This window comes from Bacillus sp. NEAU-242-2, from assembly GCF_027853835.1.
Taxonomy (GTDB): Bacteria; Bacillota; Bacilli; order Bacillales; family Bacillaceae; genus Bacillus; species Bacillus velezensis.
Genome location: NZ_JAPNNY010000005.1, coordinates 33,831 through 51,636, shown reverse-complemented (window position 1 = coordinate 51,636; position 17,806 = coordinate 33,831). Strand labels below are relative to the sequence as shown.

Below are 17,806 nucleotides of genomic sequence, written 5' to 3'. Positions count from 1 at the left end.
TTCCCCTACAATATATGAAAAGATGGTCTGAACAGGGGGGAGCGAATACAATGAATGTCATTCGGAATGATTTTAAAACCTGGAAGCGTTTTGTGAAAGAAGGCGTGCTCGATGAATCCCGTATTCAGAAGCGGGTGGCCGCCTCATGGCACCGCTGCAAAAAAGCCGACGTCAATCCTTATCTAGAAAAGGGACCGAATGTAATGCCGGCAGATCATTTAGAAAGGCAGGCCGAAAAGCATGCGTTATTTTTAGCGGCCTCAACGCCGCACGCAGAAAGAATGAAAACGGCGATGCGGGAAATGGAAATGATGGTTCTTCTGATTGATTCTGACGGCGTTGTCCATTCAGTTGACGGCCACCCGCGCACCATTCATGAAGCGAACCGCATCAATTTCTTAAAAGGCGCCCGCTGGACGGAAACGGCCGTCGGCACGAATGCGATCGGGACAGCTCTTTATACAAATGAGCCGGTCATGATACACGGCTCTGAACATTATTCGCTCGCTTCTCATCAATGGAGCTGTTCCGCCGCGCCCATCCGTTATGAAGACGGGCGGCTGGCGGGTGTCATTGATATTTCCTGCCCCGCCGCCCGCGCTCAGCCTTTTATGCTCGGAATTGCCTCCTCCATCGCTTATACGGCGGAACGGGAGCTTGCCCTAAAGATCAAAATGACAGAACTTGACATGATCAGCAAATTCGCCGGGCTTACCCGGTCTCACGATCCGATCGTGCTTTGCAATGAAATGAGCCGGGTTATCGCCGCAAGCCGTCCCGTTCAGCATTTTACCGGACATATGCTGCGCGAGCTTGAGGAACAGGGCTATCATATCAAGCAGACGAAGCGGGAGGAGAACGGCTTCTCATGCATTTACTTATCTAAACGAGAAGAAAAGCCGTCGTTTATATTTCATGGTGCGGCAGGCAAAAGCCCGTCATCCCGACATATGCTCCAGCAGCTGGAGCTTGTCGCCCGAACGGACGCAACCGTTTGTCTTACGGGAGAAACCGGGACGGGAAAGGAGATTGCCGCCCGGGCGATTCACAACAACAGCTCCAGGAAAAACGGCCCGTTTATCGCTGTCAACTGCGGGGCGGTCCCCGAAAAGCTGATTGAAAGCGAACTGTTCGGCTACTCGGAAGGCGCCTTCACCGGAGCCAAACGGAAAGGACATAACGGCGCTTTGCAAAAAGCCGATAAAGGCACGCTTTTCCTCGATGAAATCGGAGAAATATCACACTCCATGCAGGTCGCTCTGTTACGGGTGCTGCAGGAGCGGAAAGTCACCCCGGTCGGCGGGACAAAAGAGATTCCCGTTGACATCAGAATTATCACTGCCACCCACACTGATCTGAGACAGCTTGTCGAATGCAAAAAGCTGAGAGAAGATTTATTTTACCGGCTTCACGTCTGTCCGATCCACCTCCCTCCATTAAGAGAACGCACCGAAGACATTCCCGGCCTCTTCCTTGAATTTCAGCGAAATCGCGGCTGGCGGGGGGAGCTTCCTGATGATTTTTTAGACCTATTAAAGAGCCGGAAATGGCCGGGGAACATCAGGGAATTGTTTAATGTATTTGAACGTCTTTCCGTCATGTTCCCGGACGGACGGCTGTCAGGGCGCCCCATCGCAGCCCTGCTTGAAGCGTCAGGTCTTAAAGAGGCGGCCGAGTCTTATGAACAGGAAGAAGCGTCCCCTGTCTCCATCCGGGAGCACATTCAGAAAAACATCATCGTAAACGCGCTTGAATCAGCGAAGGGGAATGTTACACAGGCCGCCAAAATGGCCGGAATCCCGCGGAGCACGTTTTACAAACGCCTCAAAAAATTCAAACTCACCGCCGGACAATTGTAAGAAACAAGCATACTTCTCTTGGCTGCCGGACACGTTATGTGTGAGGCCTAAAGGAGGTTTGAGACGTGAATACACAGCGTGCGAAAGACATTTCGGAATCCGCCGCCATGGCGTATGTGACGTATGAAGGAGTTCCGATTTATATTCAGCATGTCAACGAAGACAAGGAAACAGCCAGGATTTTTCCGATCGGAAATCCACAATTTGAGCAGGAAGTGCTGCTTTCTGATTTACAAGAGCATTTTTGAGAAGGGGTCTGCTGATGACAGCAGGCCTTTTTTGTACCTGTGGGAACTTTCCCGATTTTTGAGAAAAATAACTAAAAATGATCAAATGATCTAACTCCTCCAAACCCGGTACAGATCGGACCTTCTCATGATATAAATAAAATGTAAACGTTATCAGAGGAGGGCTTCACATGACAGACAAATCATTCTCAATCGTTATTGCAGGCGGCGGCAGCACATTTACCCCCGGAATTGTATTAATGCTTTTGAATCACCTGGAAGAGTTTCCGATCAGAAAGCTGAAACTTTATGACAATGATAAAGAAAGGCAGGAGCGGATTGCGGGTGCGTGTGAGGTATTCATAAAAGAAAAAGCGCCGGACATTGAATTTTTGGCGACTGATGACCCAGAGACGGCTTTTACGGATGTTGACTTCGTCATGGCGCATATCCGCGTCGGAAAATATGCGATGCGCGCACTCGATGAACAAATCCCGCTGAAGTACGGCGTGGTCGGCCAGGAAACATGCGGGCCGGGCGGAATCGCATACGGCATGCGCTCTATCGGCGGTGTTCTGGAGATTCTTGATTATATGGAAACGTACTCGCCTGACGCATGGATGCTGAATTACTCCAATCCGGCGGCGATTGTGGCCGAAGCTACACGGCGCCTCAGACCGAATTCAAAAATATTGAACATCTGCGACATGCCGGTCGGAATTGAGGATCGCATGGCGAACATCCTCGGATTATCTTCACGAAAAGAAATGAACGTCCGTTACTACGGCTTGAACCACTTTGGCTGGTGGACGTCCATCACCGATCGAGAGGGCAATGATTTAATGCCGAAGCTGAAAGAGCATGTCCGTGAATACGGCTACGTTCCGAAGACGGAGGCCGAACAGACTGAAGCAAGCTGGAATGACACATTCAAAAAAGCGCGCGACGTACAGGCGGCTGATCCGGATACGCTTCCGAACACATATCTGCAATATTACTTATTCCCGGATGATATGGTGAAAAAATCAAATCCGAACCATACGAGAGCCAACGAAGTCATGGAAGGGCGGGAAGCTTTCATTTTCAGCCAATGCGATATGATTACGCGCGAACAATCATCGGAGAACAGTGAAATTAAAATTGATGATCATGCTTCCTATATCGTCGACCTTGCCCGGGCCATCGCTTACAACACAGGGGAGAGAATGCTGTTAATCGTTGAAAATAACGGCGCGATCGCAAACTTTGATCCGTCAGCCATGGTTGAGATTCCTTGTCTCGTAGGTTCAAACGGACCGGAACCGCTCTCAGTCGGGAACATACCGCAATTTCAAAAAGGCCTGATGGAACAGCAGGTGTCTGTCGAAAAACTGACGGCTGAAGCGTGGGAAGAGCGGTCGTTTCAAAAGCTGTGGCAGGCGCTGATCCTGTCAAAAACAGTGCCGAATGCCCGTGTGGCAAGACTGATTCTTGAAGATCTGATGGAGGCTAATAAAGACTACTGGCCTGAGCTTGATGTAAGCCCGTCTCCTATTTCCTGATGACAATCTTCCCCGTTTTCTTTATCTGTTATTCTATATAATAGAAAGAAAACGGGGGGATTTTTGGGATGAGTCTTGAAGAACTGGTTAATCAGCATTACGCGAAATTAAATGACAACGATTTTTATATTTTAAAATATATATTGAATCATAAGCATACGTGCTACCATCTCGGTATCAATGACATGGCGAAAGCCTGCAATGTCTCTCGGTCTTCCATCCTGCGGCTCGCCCAAAAACTGGGCTTCAGCGGCTATAGTGAATTCCGTGTTTTTCTGAAATGGGAGGATCAGCCTGAAGAGGGCGAGAATATGACGTTTGAAAAGCTGCTGGATGATATTGAAGCCAATGTAAAATACGTGAAGTCAAAAGATATGACGGAGATGTGCCGGCTGATAGATGAAGCAAAACGGATTTTCGTTTACGGATCGGGGACGGCTCAGAGGGTGTGCGCCCGTGAGCTGCAGCGGATGTTTGTATCCCGGCGGAAGTATCTGATTTTAATTCAGGACATCACAGAGTTTGATATCATGTGTGATGATTTTAAGGTTGATGACGTATTCATCATTATTTCTTTATCAGGCGAAACACCCGAATTAATTCCGCAGGTAAGGACCCTGTCCGCAAAGGGAGTTCCGTTTATTTCAATCACCAATCTGAAAAACAACGTCCTGGCGCAAACGACGCCGTATAATCTTTATGCGACCAGCAAGCCGGTGACGTTAAGCGATAAAACGGAAATTGTCGCATTTGCCCCGTTTTTTCTGGTGGGCGAATCGTTATTCCGTGCATATGTTGATTATAAAGAGCTTGAAAATTTTGATGAATAGCGGGAGGTCACGTGAAATGATGCAAAAAGTCCAGCGCTTCGGCAGCGCGATGTTTGTGCCTGTTTTGTTATTTGCATTTTCCGGAATTATTGTCGGTCTGAGCACGCTGTTTAAAAATAAAACGCTGATGGGGCCGCTGGCTGATCCTGACGGGCTTTGGTATCAATGCTGGTATGTCATTGAACAAGGCGGCTGGACCGTCTTTAATCAAATGCCGCTCCTGTTTGCGATCGGCATCCCTGTCGCCTTAGCGAAAAAAGCGCAGGCGCGGGCTTGTTTGGAAGCGCTTACAGTTTATCTGACATTCAATTACTTTATCAATGCGATTCTGACGGTTTGGGGCGGGGCTTTTCATGTCGATATGACTCAGGAAGCCGGCGGAACGAGCGGGCTGACGATGATCGCCGGGATCAAAACGCTTGATACGAATATTATCGGCGCCATCTTTATTTCATCTATTGTCGTGTATTTGCACAATCGTTTCTTTGATAAAAAACTGCCGGATTTTCTGGGGATTTTTCAAGGATCTTCCTACATCGTTATCATTTCTTTCTTCATTATGATACCGATTTCACTTGCGGTGGCATACGTATGGCCGATGGTTCAGTCCGGAATCGGCTCGCTGCAAAGTTTTCTCGTTTCTTCCGGGGCGATCGGCGTGTGGATTTACACATTCCTGGAGCGGATTTTAATACCGACCGGCCTGCATCATTTTATTTACTCGCCGTTTGTTTACGGTCCGGCTGTGGCTGAAGGCGGTATCGTTACCTATTGGGCTCAGCATCTCGGGGAATACTCTCAAAGCGTCAAACCGCTGAAAGAATTGTTCCCGCAGGGGGGCTTCGCGCTTCACGGCAACTCGAAAATCTTCGGCATACCGGGGATCGCGCTCGCTTTTTACGCCACGGCTTCAAAGGAAAAGAAAAAAATCGTCGCCGGCCTTTTGATCCCGGTCACCTTGACGTCCATTGTAGCGGGAATTACAGAGCCGATTGAATTTACATTCCTTTTTATCTCGCCGTTTTTATTTGCGGTTCATGCTTTGCTTGCCGCTTCCATGGCAACCGTCATGTATATGGCCGGCGTCGTCGGAAATATGGGAGGCGGTTTGATCGAAGCTGCGACCTTGAACTGGATCCCGCTGGCGTCAAGCCACGGCTTGACGTATGTATACCAGATCATCATCGGGTTGTGTTTTACCGCTGTTTACTTTTTCGTCTTCCGTTTCCTCATTCTCAAATTCAACATCGCCACACCGGGCAGAGAAAAAGAGGAAGGGCAGGAAACAAAGCTCTATTCGAAAAAGGAGTACAGAGAACGGAAGCAGGCTTCAAAAGAAACAGCGGCGGCAGACGAAACACAGCGGGATACGGCCGCTTTGTATATTGAAGCGCTGGGCGGAAAGGACAATATTACGGAGGTCACCAATTGCGCCACCCGTCTCCGCGTCACTGTCGCTGATGAATCAAAGGTCAAAAGTGACGCCGATTTCAGAGAGCTGGGAGCCCACGGCGTCGTCAGAAAAGGCAGGGCGCTTCAGGTCATTGTCGGATTAGGCGTTCCGCAAATGCGGGAGCGTGTCGAGAAAATATTGAACGGTTAAAATACTGCAGCAGCAGACTATGTGCAGAGCGCTTGTTAATCCGGCGCTCTTTTTATGTTTTGAAAAAAATGTATGAATTTGTCATACCTTTGCCACCTGTACATGCAGGAGTGAAAACGAGGGGGTGCAAAAAACGAAATGACTTCTGCGGTATTTTAAATAGCAATTAACAAATAGGAGGCAAGGCAATGACAAACTATACGACTTTCTTAGGACTTTACAAACCCGATAAAACGGAGGGGATTGAGGTTGAAAGCATTGCTCAAAACTTTGAAGCGATTGACAGCAAAATCGGTGCTGCGCTTAGCAATGGCACGTCAACTTATGAAAATTTAAACGAAAGACTTAAAATGTATGAAAACAGATTTGAACATGTGACAGAGCGGAACGTTATGGATTTTGGAGCTAAAGGTGACGGCGTAACGGATGATACGCAGGCATTTCATGATGCCATGGCCGACGGAGGTTATGTCGTAACAGTACCCCCGGGTATATTCAGAACATCCGGATTGTTTGTTCCGTCAAATACAATGCTTGTCGGAGCAGGCAAGAAAAGAACGGTCATTAAATTATTAGACGAAACACCGGTCGGCCATTCTGTTCTGACCAACAGCGATTATACGAACGGGAATGAAAATATTTACGTCGGCCATCTTACGTTGGACTGGAACAAGGATACGCGTCCTGCCGGCTGGAAGATTCCGAAGGGCCCTACTTCAAGCTGTTTGCTTTTTGCGAATGTTGACTATTCTTTTGTCGAGCATGTGTTTGCGAAGAACGCCGGCCTGCACGGCTTTGATTCCACGAGCCCGAACTATAACAGACATGGAGAAATGGACGACCCCACTTATTATCAGCCCAACGGCTGTAACTTTGTAACTTTCTCTCATTGTGAAGCAACAGGGTCCGGCGATGATAACTTTACTTGTCATTTTGGATTCCATACTACTTTTAGCCATTGTATTTCTTATCACCCGATGGGAAATGGGAATGGCACGTCCAATTCAAATTGCTTTGAGATCGATGACGGTTCTCAAGATGTATTTTTAGATAGCTGTGTTGCAATTGGCGGTGCCCGCGGTTTTGAAATTAAGGCGCATGACTATGCACCGGCGGCTAAACGGGTTCAACTGGCTAATTGCCGTGCTTACGAAAATGCAATCGGTTTTTGTATTAGACATATTGGCCACCATTTATCGGGTGAGCCGACATCAAAAACTGCCCATGATGTTCAATTAGTAAATTGTCAGGCAACAAATCCTAAACAGAATTCTATATATAAAGGCGTCGGGGCGAGTGCTTTGGTTGTTTCGGGCTATGATTCAGTTAATATAGTGAATTTCCAAGCTATTTGTGAAGATCGTTCATACGATTACAGCAATGACACGATCATTATGATTTATTACAAAGGGCGGTATGTCAATCTGAAGAATATTACGATCCGCGGGTTCCGCTCCGCTGCTCATGATCTGTATGTTCTTGGCGGAGAAAATGCGGTAGGAAAGTGCATGATTGACGGTGTTTTTCTAGTTGACGGCGGCACGACGGGACTTGCTTTTGGCGGAGGCGTTGATAATTGTACAGTGAGCAATGTATACGGGCATAGATTGGGAGCCGGCAGCGGAACGGTCGGACTCTATTCTTCGGGTCCGGATCTGAATATATCAAATATTGATTTTCAAGGATATGAAACAACATTTCATGTAGGCGGTAAAAAAACACCGTATGAGTTGTTTAAACATAAAGGATCTTCTGTTATGGCATCTAAAGATTCCCACGTTACAGGAACTAATGGCTTTGTCGTCGGTTCTGTCCGGGGGCAGGCTGCAGGAGGTTCTCAATCTGGAGTAATCGGTTCATATAATACGATTAACCCAAATGCGAACTCAACTGTATGGGGCTGGGGTTCCGGCAGCACTCCGTTATCAGCCAACAGAAAGATTGAGCTTCACGCAAAAGAAGGAACAATTAAGGCTGCGGGAGGCGTAACAGGTTCCTCGACATTCTCTGACTACGCCGAGTATTTTGAAAGCCTGAGAGGGGAAAAGATTCCGACGGGAACACTTGTCACACTTGAAGGTGATAAGATCAGACCGGCTGAAAAAGGTGACCTCATGCTGGGGGTCATTTCCGAGACCGCCGGAGTGATTCTTGGCGAGTCGAGTTTTCACTGGTCGGGACGATACGTAAAGAATGAATTTGGCGGCTATGTTTATGAAGAACAGAAAGATGCGAACGGCCATATGGTCATGGCGCCAAAGGAAAATCCGGACTTTCGGCCTGAAGAAGATTACGCTTCAAGAGAAGAGAGAGACGAGTGGAACATTGTCGGACTCATCGGCCAGGTATATGTCAGATGCGATGAGTCTGTGAAAGCGGGAGATTTTATTCACGCTCATAACGGGATTGCAACAAAATCTGATGCTCCAAATCAGCGCTGGCAGGTCATGAAAGTGATCAATGAGTTTGATGCTGATAAAGGATTCGGGGTCGCTCTCGTTTTCATTCGTTAAATGAAATGAAAAAGCATAAATGACCTTCCTGAATAGCGGACGCCTTTTTAAAGGCTCCGCTAATTCATTTTAAAATCAAAGCTCCGGTTCAGGAGCTGGTAAAAAAGAAAAGATAAGACAGCCTCCATATATCTGCACGCCTCATATCCTCAATTTTTATCCTCAATGATTTTCGTTTTTTTTACACAAAGTACATAATAAAAGTGCGCCGTTCAAGGGTTAATCCTTTATTCATTTAAGACAAACAAATAAAATAAATATACATACATATTGAACAAAGGATTTGGAGGCTTACACATGTCAAAGGCTTTATCATATGTAAAACCGTATTCCCTTTTGGCGGGAATCGCTCTGTTTTTCATGCTCATCGAGCTTGCGGTAGAGCTGATACAGCCCCTGCTGATCGGGAAAATCATTGACGAAGGAATTTTAAAGCAGGATCTCGGTACGGTTTGGCTGTGGGGCGGTGTGATGATCGGAATGACCGCTGTTTCATTCGCATCGGGAATTTTAAATTCATTCTACTCCGCCCACATCAGCCAGAGCTATGCGTATGATACGCGAAAAGGGCTTTTTCAAAAAATCCAGTCCTTCTCTTATTCGACGTTTGCGCAATTCTCATCTACGTCGTTTATCACCAGGCTGACAAACGATGTGACGCAGGTCCAGAATATGCTTTTCATGAGTCTCCGGTTTATGCTTCGTGCGCCGTTAATGATCGCGGGCGGCATTATTCTCTCGCTGACCGTCAATGTGAAACTCGGGTTTTTTCTGCTGATCACGGTGCCGATTTTGCTTTTGTTTTTGCTGTGGGTGCTGAAAAGAGGCGGCGCGCTGTTTCGGTCCGTGCAAAAGCGGCTTGATCAGGTCAACACGATCATGCAGGAAAACCTGACGGCGATCAAACTGATTAAAGCGCTCCTCCGTGCAAACCACGAAGTGAAACGTTTTTTGAAATCGAATACGAAGCTGATGGAAAAAACGGTCTCCGCTTTTCGTCTCGTGGAAGCGGCGATGCCGATTTTAATGCTGCTGATGAACAGCTGCATTTTGTTTATCTTATGGTTCGGCGCCAAAAGCATTGCTCAGGGCGGAGCGCAGGTCGGCGATGTCGTTTCCGTCATTAACTATGCGACGCGGATTACAGGTGCGCTGTCCGTCCTGCCATTTCTCATTATGGTATTTTCCCGGGCGAAGGCTTCCGGGGAAAGAATCGGCGAGGTGCTGGAAACAGAAGGCGGCGAGGGAACGGGGCACGACCCGGCACGGGCGCTAGCAGGCGGGATTGAGTTTCGCGAAGTGTCCTTCCGCTATCCGGACATGGAAAAAGACGCGCTGCATCACGTGTCCTTTTCAGCCAGCCCGAGAGAAACGGTTGCCATTATGGGCGCGACAGGTTCAGGGAAATCAACGCTTTTTCAGCTGATTCCGCGCCTGTACACGGCTGATTCGGGCAGTATTTTCATAGACGGCAAACCGATCGGTGAATTCTCCGCTTGCGGGCTGCGCAGGGAAATCGGCTATGTGCCGCAGGAAGTGCTTCTGTTTTCGGGCACAATCCGTGAAAATATCGCCTGGGGACGGGAGGATGCTTCACTAGATGAAGTAATGGAAGCGGCCAAAGACGCGCAAATCCATGACACGATTATGAAGCTGTCAAACGGGTACGACACGGTGCTGGGACAGCGGGGCGTCAATTTGTCAGGCGGGCAGAAGCAGCGGATTTCCATCGCGCGCGCTTTTATCAGAAAGCCGTCCCTCCTGCTGTTAGATGACAGTACGAGCGCGCTCGATCTTCAAACGGAAGCGAAGCTTTTACAAGCGATCAGATCCTATGAATGCACGACACTGCTTATTACGCAGAAAATAACGACCGCGATGAAGGCTGACACCATCTTATTGCTTGAAGACGGCGAACTGCTTGCAAAAGGCACGCACAAAGAGCTGATGGCACAGTCTCATCTGTACCGGCAGATTTATGAATCACAATTCGGAAAGGAGGGAGCTGACAGTGGAGAAAGACATTCGTAAACCTTTCCGATATCCGAAAATACCGCTCAAACCAAATGAAGGCGGCAGAAAACGCGCGAAAGCAAAAGATACAAAAGGCACGCTGCGCAGAATCTGGTCGTATGTAGCCGAGAAAAAAGGGCTTTTAACCCTTGTGATCATCATGGTAGTCATAAGCGCCATATTCGGCCTGCTCGGACCGTTCGTCATCGGGAAAGCAATTGATCATTTTATCGTCGGACGGACGACGGACGGATTGGCGGGGGTGCTGTTCTTGCTGTTTGGGATTTACCTCGTGCAATCATTGTCCTTATGGTTTCAAAACTATTGGATGATCAATATTTCGCAAAGCACCGTGTTTAAAATGCGGAGCGAACTGTTCACCCATCTGCATGAGCTGCCGATACCGTTTTTTGATAAACAGCGCCTCGGCGACTTGATGAGCCGGGTTACCAATGATATCGAAAATGTCAGCTCCACTTTAAATACATCCGTCATTCAAGTGCTGTCGAGCGTCATTACATTCGTCGGCACAATCGCCGTCATGCTGTACATGAGTCCGCTTTTAACATTGATCACGCTTTTGATTATTCCGATCATGCTTTTGAGCATTAAATGGATCACCAATCGGACGGGACTCCTGTTTAAGCAGCAGCAGAAAAACCTCGGCGAGCTGAACGGTTTTATTGAAGAGTCGATATCAGGAGCGAAGGTCATTAAAGCCTATTCGAGGGAAGACCGCGTCATGGAGCAATTTTTAGAAAAAAACGCGGCGTTACAATCATCAGGGTTTTGGGCGCAGACAATTTCGGGATTCATTCCGAAAGTCATGAACTCTTTAAACAATTTAAGCTTTACGATTATAGCGGCGGTCGGCGGGCTGTTTGCGCTGAAGGGGTGGATTTCGATCGGTTCCATCGTCGTATTCGCAGAATACTCGCGGCAGTTCACGCGCCCTTTAAATGATTTAGCCAATCAGTTCAATACGATGTTATCGGCCATCGCCGGGGCTGAACGGGTGTTTGACGTGCTGGATGAAAAAGAGGAGCGGGAAGATGAAGAGCATGCGACGCACCAGCCGATCAAAACGGGAGAGATTGAATTCCGAGATGTCTCCTTCGGCTATCAGGAAGACAGCCTGATCTTAAAACATCTGTCCTTCAGCGTTCCGAAAGGACAGTCAATCGCCTTCGTCGGACCGACCGGAGCGGGTAAAACGACCGTTACGAGCCTGATCGCCCGCTTTTACGAGCCGAATAACGGGAAAATCCTCATCGACGGAACGGACATCAAAAAACTGACGAGATCCAGTCTGAGAAAAAACATGGGGTTTGTCCTGCAGGATTCCTTTCTCTTTCAGGGCACCATCAGGGAAAATATCCGTTACGGCCGTCTGGATGCATCTGACCAAGAGGTGGAGGCAGCCGCAAAAGCCGCCAATGCCCATGGATTCATCGAACGGCTCCCGAAAGGCTACGATACCGTCCTTACCCAAAACGGCGCGGGCATCAGCCAAGGACAAAAACAGCTTATTTCCATCGCGAGAGCTGTGCTGGCGGACCCTGTGCTGCTCATTTTGGATGAAGCGACGAGCAACATTGATACGGTGACGGAAGTGAAAATACAAGAAGCGCTCGGCCGTTTAATGGCGGGCAGAACAAGCGTCATCATCGCTCACAGGCTGAACACGATTCAAAAAGCCGATCAGATTCTTGTGCTGAAAGACGGCGAAATGGCTGAAAAAGGAACCCATGCCGAACTGCTCAGCCAGAACGGGTTTTACCGGGAATTATATGAAAGCCAGTTCCGGGAATCATAGATAGGGAAAAAGACCTCCGACAGAGTGCGGAGGTCTTTTTTTGCGAAGACAAATAGTACTTTTAAGTTATTTTCGTTAAATGTAACAAAATTACTTGACGTAAATAAGTTATGTATATATACTAGCTTACATAAAGTAAGTGATAATAATTTTCAAGGAGGATTTTATGAATAAATCATTCGAAACAGGAACACTGCTTTTAAGGGTTGTAACAGGTATTATCTTTTTTGTTCACGGTTTATCCAAGTTTCAAGGGTTGGAAGGAACTACGCAATTTTTCCAGAGCATCGGGCTTCCGGCCTTTATGGTCTATGTCATCGCAACGATTGAGCTTGTCGGCGGGGTTCTGATCTTTTTCGGTTTGGCGACGCGCATAATCGGCGTTCTGTTTGCCCTCACATTAGTCGGCGCCATCTTCACGGCGAAGCTTTCCTCACCATTTATGGGCGGATCGGAATTTGATTTCATCTTACTGGTTGCGTCAATTCACTTAGCGCTTTCAGGAAGCCGACTGCTTTCATTGGATCAGCTCCTTTTCAAATCAAAAAAGGGAGAAACTTTTTCAGCATAAGAAAGAAGGCGTTCAAATGACCGGCATTCATCAAGATACGGCAATCGGTTATGTCAAATTGACCATTAAAAATATGGAACGGTCGCTCGGCTTTTACCAAAATGTGATCGGCCTTCAAGTCATCTCGCAAACCGATCGTTCCGCAGAACTGTCAGCAGACGGAAAACGCGTCCTGCTGGTGCTTGAAGAAAATCCAAGCGCCGTCGTTCTCCCGGAGCGGTCTGTCACCGGCCTTTACCATTTCGCAATACTTCTGCCTGACCGGAAAGAACTCGGCATCGCATTGGCCAGGCTGATTGAAAACGGCATCGCGCTCGGGCAGGGGGATCACGCAGTCAGTGAGGCTCTTTACCTGTCTGATCCGGACGGCAACGGCATTGAAATATACGCCGATCGTCCCCGCAGCACGTGGCGCCGGGATGCAGAGGGCAATTACGTCATGCAAACGGCGCCCGTCGATGTGGACGGGCTTTTGGAAGAAGCCGGAGCTGAACGGAAAAGCCGTCTCCCGGAAGGAACCGTAATCGGTCACATCCATCTTCATGTGACGGATTTACAGGAAGCCAAAGCGTTTTACACCGATATCCTCGGTTTTGACATTGTCGGCAATTACGCGGGCATGTCCGCTCTGTTTGTTTCAGCGGGAGGGTATCACCATCACATCGGTCTGAATATATGGGCCGGAAAACATGCGCCGCCGAAACCGGGAAATGCAAGCGGGCTGGATTATTACACCATCGCACTGCCGCATCAAAAAGAGCTGTCACGTGTGACAAAAGCGCTGACCGATGCCGGCTTTGAGATCGAAGAAAAAGAAGAGGGCGTATTCGTCAAAGACCCTGTATCAGGGGCGGATATCGCATTTACACTGTAAGAAACAACCCTTGCCGTCTAACCGGCAAGGGTTTTTATTTTTCCGAAGTTTTCTTGGGAAGGCTCGGGAAAGAAGAACGTCGATTTGCAATATACACACGGCTTTTGTGTGACTGAAGAGAGCGAACATCTCAGTGGGGCGCAAAAATGATGCGTGGAGCCCGCCATCGCCGGCCCGGGCTCAGGGCATCCGCTGGATTGAAAATGGTGTCCGTTCGGCGGATCAGGGAGCAGTATGGGCAGACTTTGAATAGAAAAAGGGAAAAGCCGCATCCGGTCACAAGATGCGGCTTTTCATATACAATTTACAATTGTGTGAAAAATGCCCAAAATAAATTGTGCTTCCTGATTCTTCCTGATATGATAAGCCGAAAAAGGAGAACCTCAACAAATGAATTCAAATGCAGCACAGACGGAACAGTCTATGAAGCATAACGGAAACCGGATGACGGTCAAGGACTTTATCATTCTTGCCAAACCGGGGATTATCATCTCAAATTCACTCGCCGCATTGGGCGGATTTTGGATCGCATGGCTTCAGTCGGAAAGGACGGGCGGAGGGCCCGGTATATTTGCCGCCATGGCGGTTGCCATGATCGGAACGGCGTTAGTCATGGCGTCAAGCACTGTTTTTAATAACTTCTTTGACCGCGGCATGGACGCAAAGATGGCGCGAACCCGCACCCGCGCCAGCGTCACGGGAAAAATACCGCCGACGGTCATGATCCTGTACGGCACATGTCTCGGCGCATGCGGATTCATCACGCTTGCTTCGCTTAATGTACTGACCGCCGTTCTTGGCCTGCTTGCATTTTTGCTGTATGCCGTCGTTTATACGCTTTGGTTTAAAAGACAATCCGTCTGGAGCACATTTGTCGGCAGCTTTCCGGGGGCGGCTCCGCCTTTAATCGGTTATTGCGCGCTGACCGGGTACATTGATATGCCCGCAATTTTGTTATACGCGATTATGTTTTTGTGGCAGCCGCCGCATTTCTGGGCGATCGGAATCAGGCGAAAGGAAGAGTATCGTGCCGCCGGCATTCCGCTTTTGCCGATCATAAAAGGCAATCGCGTCACAAAAATAAAAATGCTGCGCTATATCGCCGTTCTGACTGCGGTTTCGCTGCTCGTTCCTCTTTATATAGACGTCAGCCCGTTTTATACCGCAACCGCTCTCCTGCTCGGGGCCATCTGGCTGTACCGGAGCGTCAAAGGCTTTCAGGCGGCGGATGACACGCAATGGTCGAAGGGGATGTTTTTTTATTCGATTGTTTATTTCAGTCTGCTTTTTCTTATTTTAATGGCTGATTCGTTTGTCAATGCGGTTCTCAGAACGTAAACAGGCGGCCTGCAGATACAGAGCCGCCCCGTTTTGTTTATGCTTTTTTGATGAGCGCCAAAATATCTTCAAGCCAGGAAATATAATTCCGTTCCCGCTCAAGCGCTTTTGTCAGCACGAGATAATGGCCGAAATCAGGAGAAGAAAATGAATCCGCCTCCGCGGACGATGTCATCAGTTCTTGATAACTGTTTTCCAGGTCGGACAATTTCTCCTGCCGCTTTACGAGCTGATCGGTGAAGAGCTCATCCGCTTCCTCCTGCGTCAAAGCAGAGATGAAATAGGCCTTCAGCATAAATTCATCCTTCACCGTTTCCGGAATCGGGTCTTTTTTCGTCAGCCAGGCAGCAAGCTCCAGCTCTCCCTTGTCAGTCAGCGTGTACATTTTTTTCTCAAGCTTCGTTCCTTGAATCGCAGTGCGAAACGTAATAAATCCCTCAGCCGTCAGTTTTTTTAATTCCGGATAAATCTGGCTGTGCTTTGCGCTCCAAAACTGGCCGAGCTCTTCCTTAAAATAGCTCGATATATCATATCCGCTCAATTCGCCTTTTCGCAAAAGCCCTAAAATCGCGTACTTTAAAATTCTCATGTTGTCCTCCAAGCCCATTCATTTGACAGCTAGTATACCATACGGCCGCTTAAAAACGCAGAAGCGCCGGATGCTTGTCATTGAATCCGCGGCGGCAAAATCAGCGAAAATTTGCAGCAAGGGGTTAGCGAAACGGCAGCAGAACCGGAAAAAGCCTTTCTCGTGTCTTTGCCTCATTCATATGACATCATGATATAATCATTGTAAAAATTAATAAATACTGGGAGGGACATATGAAGACGGTGATTGTGTATGCAAACCCGGATGAGAACAGTTTCAATGCGGCTCTCGTAAAATACGTCGCCATGGCTTTAAAGGACAGCGGCCAAAGCTATACGGTCATTGATTTATACGCCGATCAATTTGATCCCGTGCTGAAGTACGGCGGCGAAAAAAAGCGCTCTGACATGAACCGGGACACTGAAACGAAGAAATACCGGAAACTGATGAAAGAAGCGGATCATCTCATTTTCATCTACCCGCTGTGGTGGGGAGGCGTTCCGGCGATTATGAAAGGCTTTTTTGACAGAGTGCTTGTCGCCGGAGAAGCCTACACATATGAAAACGGCCGCGTAAAAGGACTGCTCCGGGCAGAGACGGCACAGGTCTTTTATACGGCGGACTCCCCGGGCTGGTACTTAAAGTGGTTCCGGAAAAACTCGGACTGGATTACGCTGAAAAAAGGCATTCTGCAATTTTGCGGCATTCAAAAAGCCGAGCGGAACCTTTTTTCTGTCGTCAGAACGAGCACACCCGAACTGCGGGAAAAATGGCTGCGCCAAGCATACGCCAAAGTCCGGCGCGCTTGTGAAAAAGGAGCGGCCGCATGCAGATAAAAGAAATTTTCGTAATTCGCTGCCTGTCCTGTTTAAGTGTCGTTCTGCTTCACGCAGTTTCAATGGTGCTGATGATTCAGGAAGAGTCCTTAGCCAGTGCCGCCCATACGGTTGATGCGTTTCGGACCCTGTTGATGTTCAGCACGCCGGCGTTTATCTTTATTTCGGAATTTCTGCTTGCCAGGTCATACCCGAAAGGCGTTCCAGCGGGTTTTTTAAAGAAAAGGGGCAAAGTCATTTTCGTGCCGTTTCTGTTTATTGCCGCGGTGGATGCCATTTTAATGAAAAGCGTGGCGGAAGAAGGAGCCGGATTCGTTTCAGTGATCGGTAAATTTTTAGAAAATGTGTTTTTAGGAAACTTCATCGGCTACTTCATTCTTGTGATCTTTCAATTTTACATTCTCCATATGCTGCTGCACCGCTGGCTGAACAACACATCCCCAGTATGGGTGCTGTCTGTTTCGTTTATCATCAACGCCGTCTATCTGGCTTACTTTTCGATCTTTCATCCGCCGGCATCATCGGGGCTTGATTCTATTTTTCCGTTCTTTTGGGTTCCGTTTCCGGGCTGGGTGTTTTATTTCTGTCTGGCATTTTATTGCGGAAAGGAATATCCGCGTTTTTTATCGCTCATCAATCAGTACCGTTATGCGGTTTACTTCAGTGCGGCCGTATCGGCAATATTGATTGTGGCCGTTTCATATATCAGCGGCGGCTCCATTTCCTCTAAGCGTCCGGATATTATGATTTACGCGGTCAGTATGATCTTTCTGTGTTTTCATCTGTTTTCAAAGCTCAAAAAAGTGCCCGCGATTGTGATGATGATCAGCAACTATTCGTTTTCAATCTATCTGCTGCACTCCTACTTTTTAATCAGCGGATATCTTCTGGAAGGCTATTTGCGGTCAATGCCTTTAGCGGCTGCCATTCTTCTTTTATTTTTGATCTGCACGCTCGGTCCCATTTTCGTATCGTGGGGGTGCAACCATTTCAGATACGGATACCTGTTTGTCGGGAAAGTGTATCAGCCGAAGCAGACCAAAAGAAATACGGCGGCGCATCAAGGCCGCACAGTCTGAAAAAAAGGCGGCGTTTCGGCCGCCTTTTTGATACGGGTCCGCTTTATCCTGCACGAGGACGGATAGTTGTACATCCTGCAAACAAAGCCCCCGCCTGCGGCTGTTTTGACGGATGCA

General features: G+C 48.1%; 14 protein-coding genes and 1 pseudogene. 14 read left to right on the top strand and 1 reads right to left on the bottom strand.

Annotated features, from left to right (window positions below; genetic code table 11):
- Positions 1-50 precede the first annotated feature (50 nt).
- The 12 genes and pseudogenes from OWN49_RS15255 (at position 51) to cyoE (ending at position 15,185) form a co-directional block, all read left to right on the top strand.
- The gene (locus OWN49_RS15255; protein WP_063637095.1) at positions 51-1,859 is read left to right on the top strand and encodes a sigma-54-dependent Fis family transcriptional regulator; all 1,809 of its coding nucleotides are present in this window, start codon (positions 51-53) and stop codon (positions 1,857-1,859) included.
- 65 nt (positions 1,860-1,924) lie between these two features.
- Entirely contained in the window at positions 1,925-2,107 is a 183-nt protein-coding gene (locus tag OWN49_RS15250) for an H-type small acid-soluble spore protein (protein ID WP_003155535.1), read from the top strand.
- 170 nt (positions 2,108-2,277) lie between these two features.
- Complete coding sequence (gene glvA, locus OWN49_RS15245; RefSeq protein WP_003155532.1) at positions 2,278-3,627, top strand: maltose-6'-phosphate glucosidase; 1,350 nt, start codon at positions 2,278-2,280, stop codon at positions 3,625-3,627.
- Positions 3,628-3,695: 68 nt separating this feature from the next.
- The gene (locus tag OWN49_RS15240; RefSeq protein WP_077721947.1) at positions 3,696-4,457 is read left to right on the top strand and encodes a MurR/RpiR family transcriptional regulator; all 762 of its coding nucleotides are present in this window, start codon (positions 3,696-3,698) and stop codon (positions 4,455-4,457) included.
- A 16-nt stretch (positions 4,458-4,473) separates the two neighbouring features.
- Positions 4,474-6,060: an alpha-glucoside-specific PTS transporter subunit IIBC gene (locus tag OWN49_RS15235; protein ID WP_077721948.1), complete on the top strand. Its 1,587-nt coding sequence runs from the start codon at positions 4,474-4,476 to the stop codon at positions 6,058-6,060.
- 188 nt (positions 6,061-6,248) lie between these two features.
- Positions 6,249-8,573 (top strand): peptidase G2 autoproteolytic cleavage domain-containing protein, encoded by a 2,325-nt coding sequence (locus OWN49_RS15230; RefSeq protein WP_176283200.1) that lies wholly within the window; start codon positions 6,249-6,251, stop codon positions 8,571-8,573.
- A 297-nt stretch (positions 8,574-8,870) separates the two neighbouring features.
- Complete coding sequence (locus OWN49_RS15225) at positions 8,871-10,604, top strand: ABC transporter ATP-binding protein (protein ID WP_176283201.1); 1,734 nt, start codon at positions 8,871-8,873, stop codon at positions 10,602-10,604.
- Entirely contained in the window at positions 10,585-12,402 is a 1,818-nt protein-coding gene (locus OWN49_RS15220; RefSeq protein ID WP_077721951.1) for an ABC transporter ATP-binding protein, read from the top strand. The genes OWN49_RS15225 and OWN49_RS15220 overlap by 20 nt, the downstream gene beginning before the upstream one ends.
- Before the next feature lie 166 nt (positions 12,403-12,568).
- Complete coding sequence (locus OWN49_RS15215) at positions 12,569-12,973, top strand: DoxX family protein (protein ID WP_014304646.1); 405 nt, start codon at positions 12,569-12,571, stop codon at positions 12,971-12,973.
- A 16-nt stretch (positions 12,974-12,989) separates the two neighbouring features.
- On the top strand, positions 12,990-13,847 hold the full coding sequence (locus OWN49_RS15210) for a VOC family protein (RefSeq protein ID WP_070081514.1): 858 nt from the start codon (positions 12,990-12,992) through the stop codon (positions 13,845-13,847).
- Between the two features lie 78 nt (positions 13,848-13,925).
- Positions 13,926-13,994: pseudogene (locus OWN49_RS19550) on the top strand (hypothetical protein); the annotation flags it as partial.
- Between the two features lie 243 nt (positions 13,995-14,237).
- Complete coding sequence (gene cyoE / locus OWN49_RS15205; RefSeq protein WP_077721952.1) at positions 14,238-15,185, top strand: heme o synthase; 948 nt, start codon at positions 14,238-14,240, stop codon at positions 15,183-15,185.
- Between the two features lie 37 nt (positions 15,186-15,222).
- Here the strand turns inward: cyoE and OWN49_RS15200 are convergent, their stop codons facing one another.
- Positions 15,223-15,774, bottom strand: coding sequence for a PadR family transcriptional regulator (locus tag OWN49_RS15200; RefSeq protein ID WP_014304649.1), 552 nt, complete (start codon positions 15,772-15,774; stop codon positions 15,223-15,225).
- Between the two features lie 233 nt (positions 15,775-16,007).
- Here OWN49_RS15200 and OWN49_RS15195 point away from each other — a divergent pair, with 233 nt between their 5' ends.
- Together OWN49_RS15195 and OWN49_RS15190 are read left to right on the top strand one after the other, a co-directional pair.
- Entirely contained in the window at positions 16,008-16,610 is a 603-nt protein-coding gene (locus OWN49_RS15195) for an NAD(P)H-dependent oxidoreductase (protein ID WP_070081516.1), read from the top strand.
- On the top strand, positions 16,601-17,689 hold the full coding sequence (locus OWN49_RS15190; protein ID WP_003155518.1) for an acyltransferase family protein: 1,089 nt from the start codon (positions 16,601-16,603) through the stop codon (positions 17,687-17,689). Before OWN49_RS15195 ends, OWN49_RS15190 begins: the two co-directional genes overlap by 10 nt.
- The last annotated feature ends 117 nt before the right edge of the window (positions 17,690-17,806 follow it).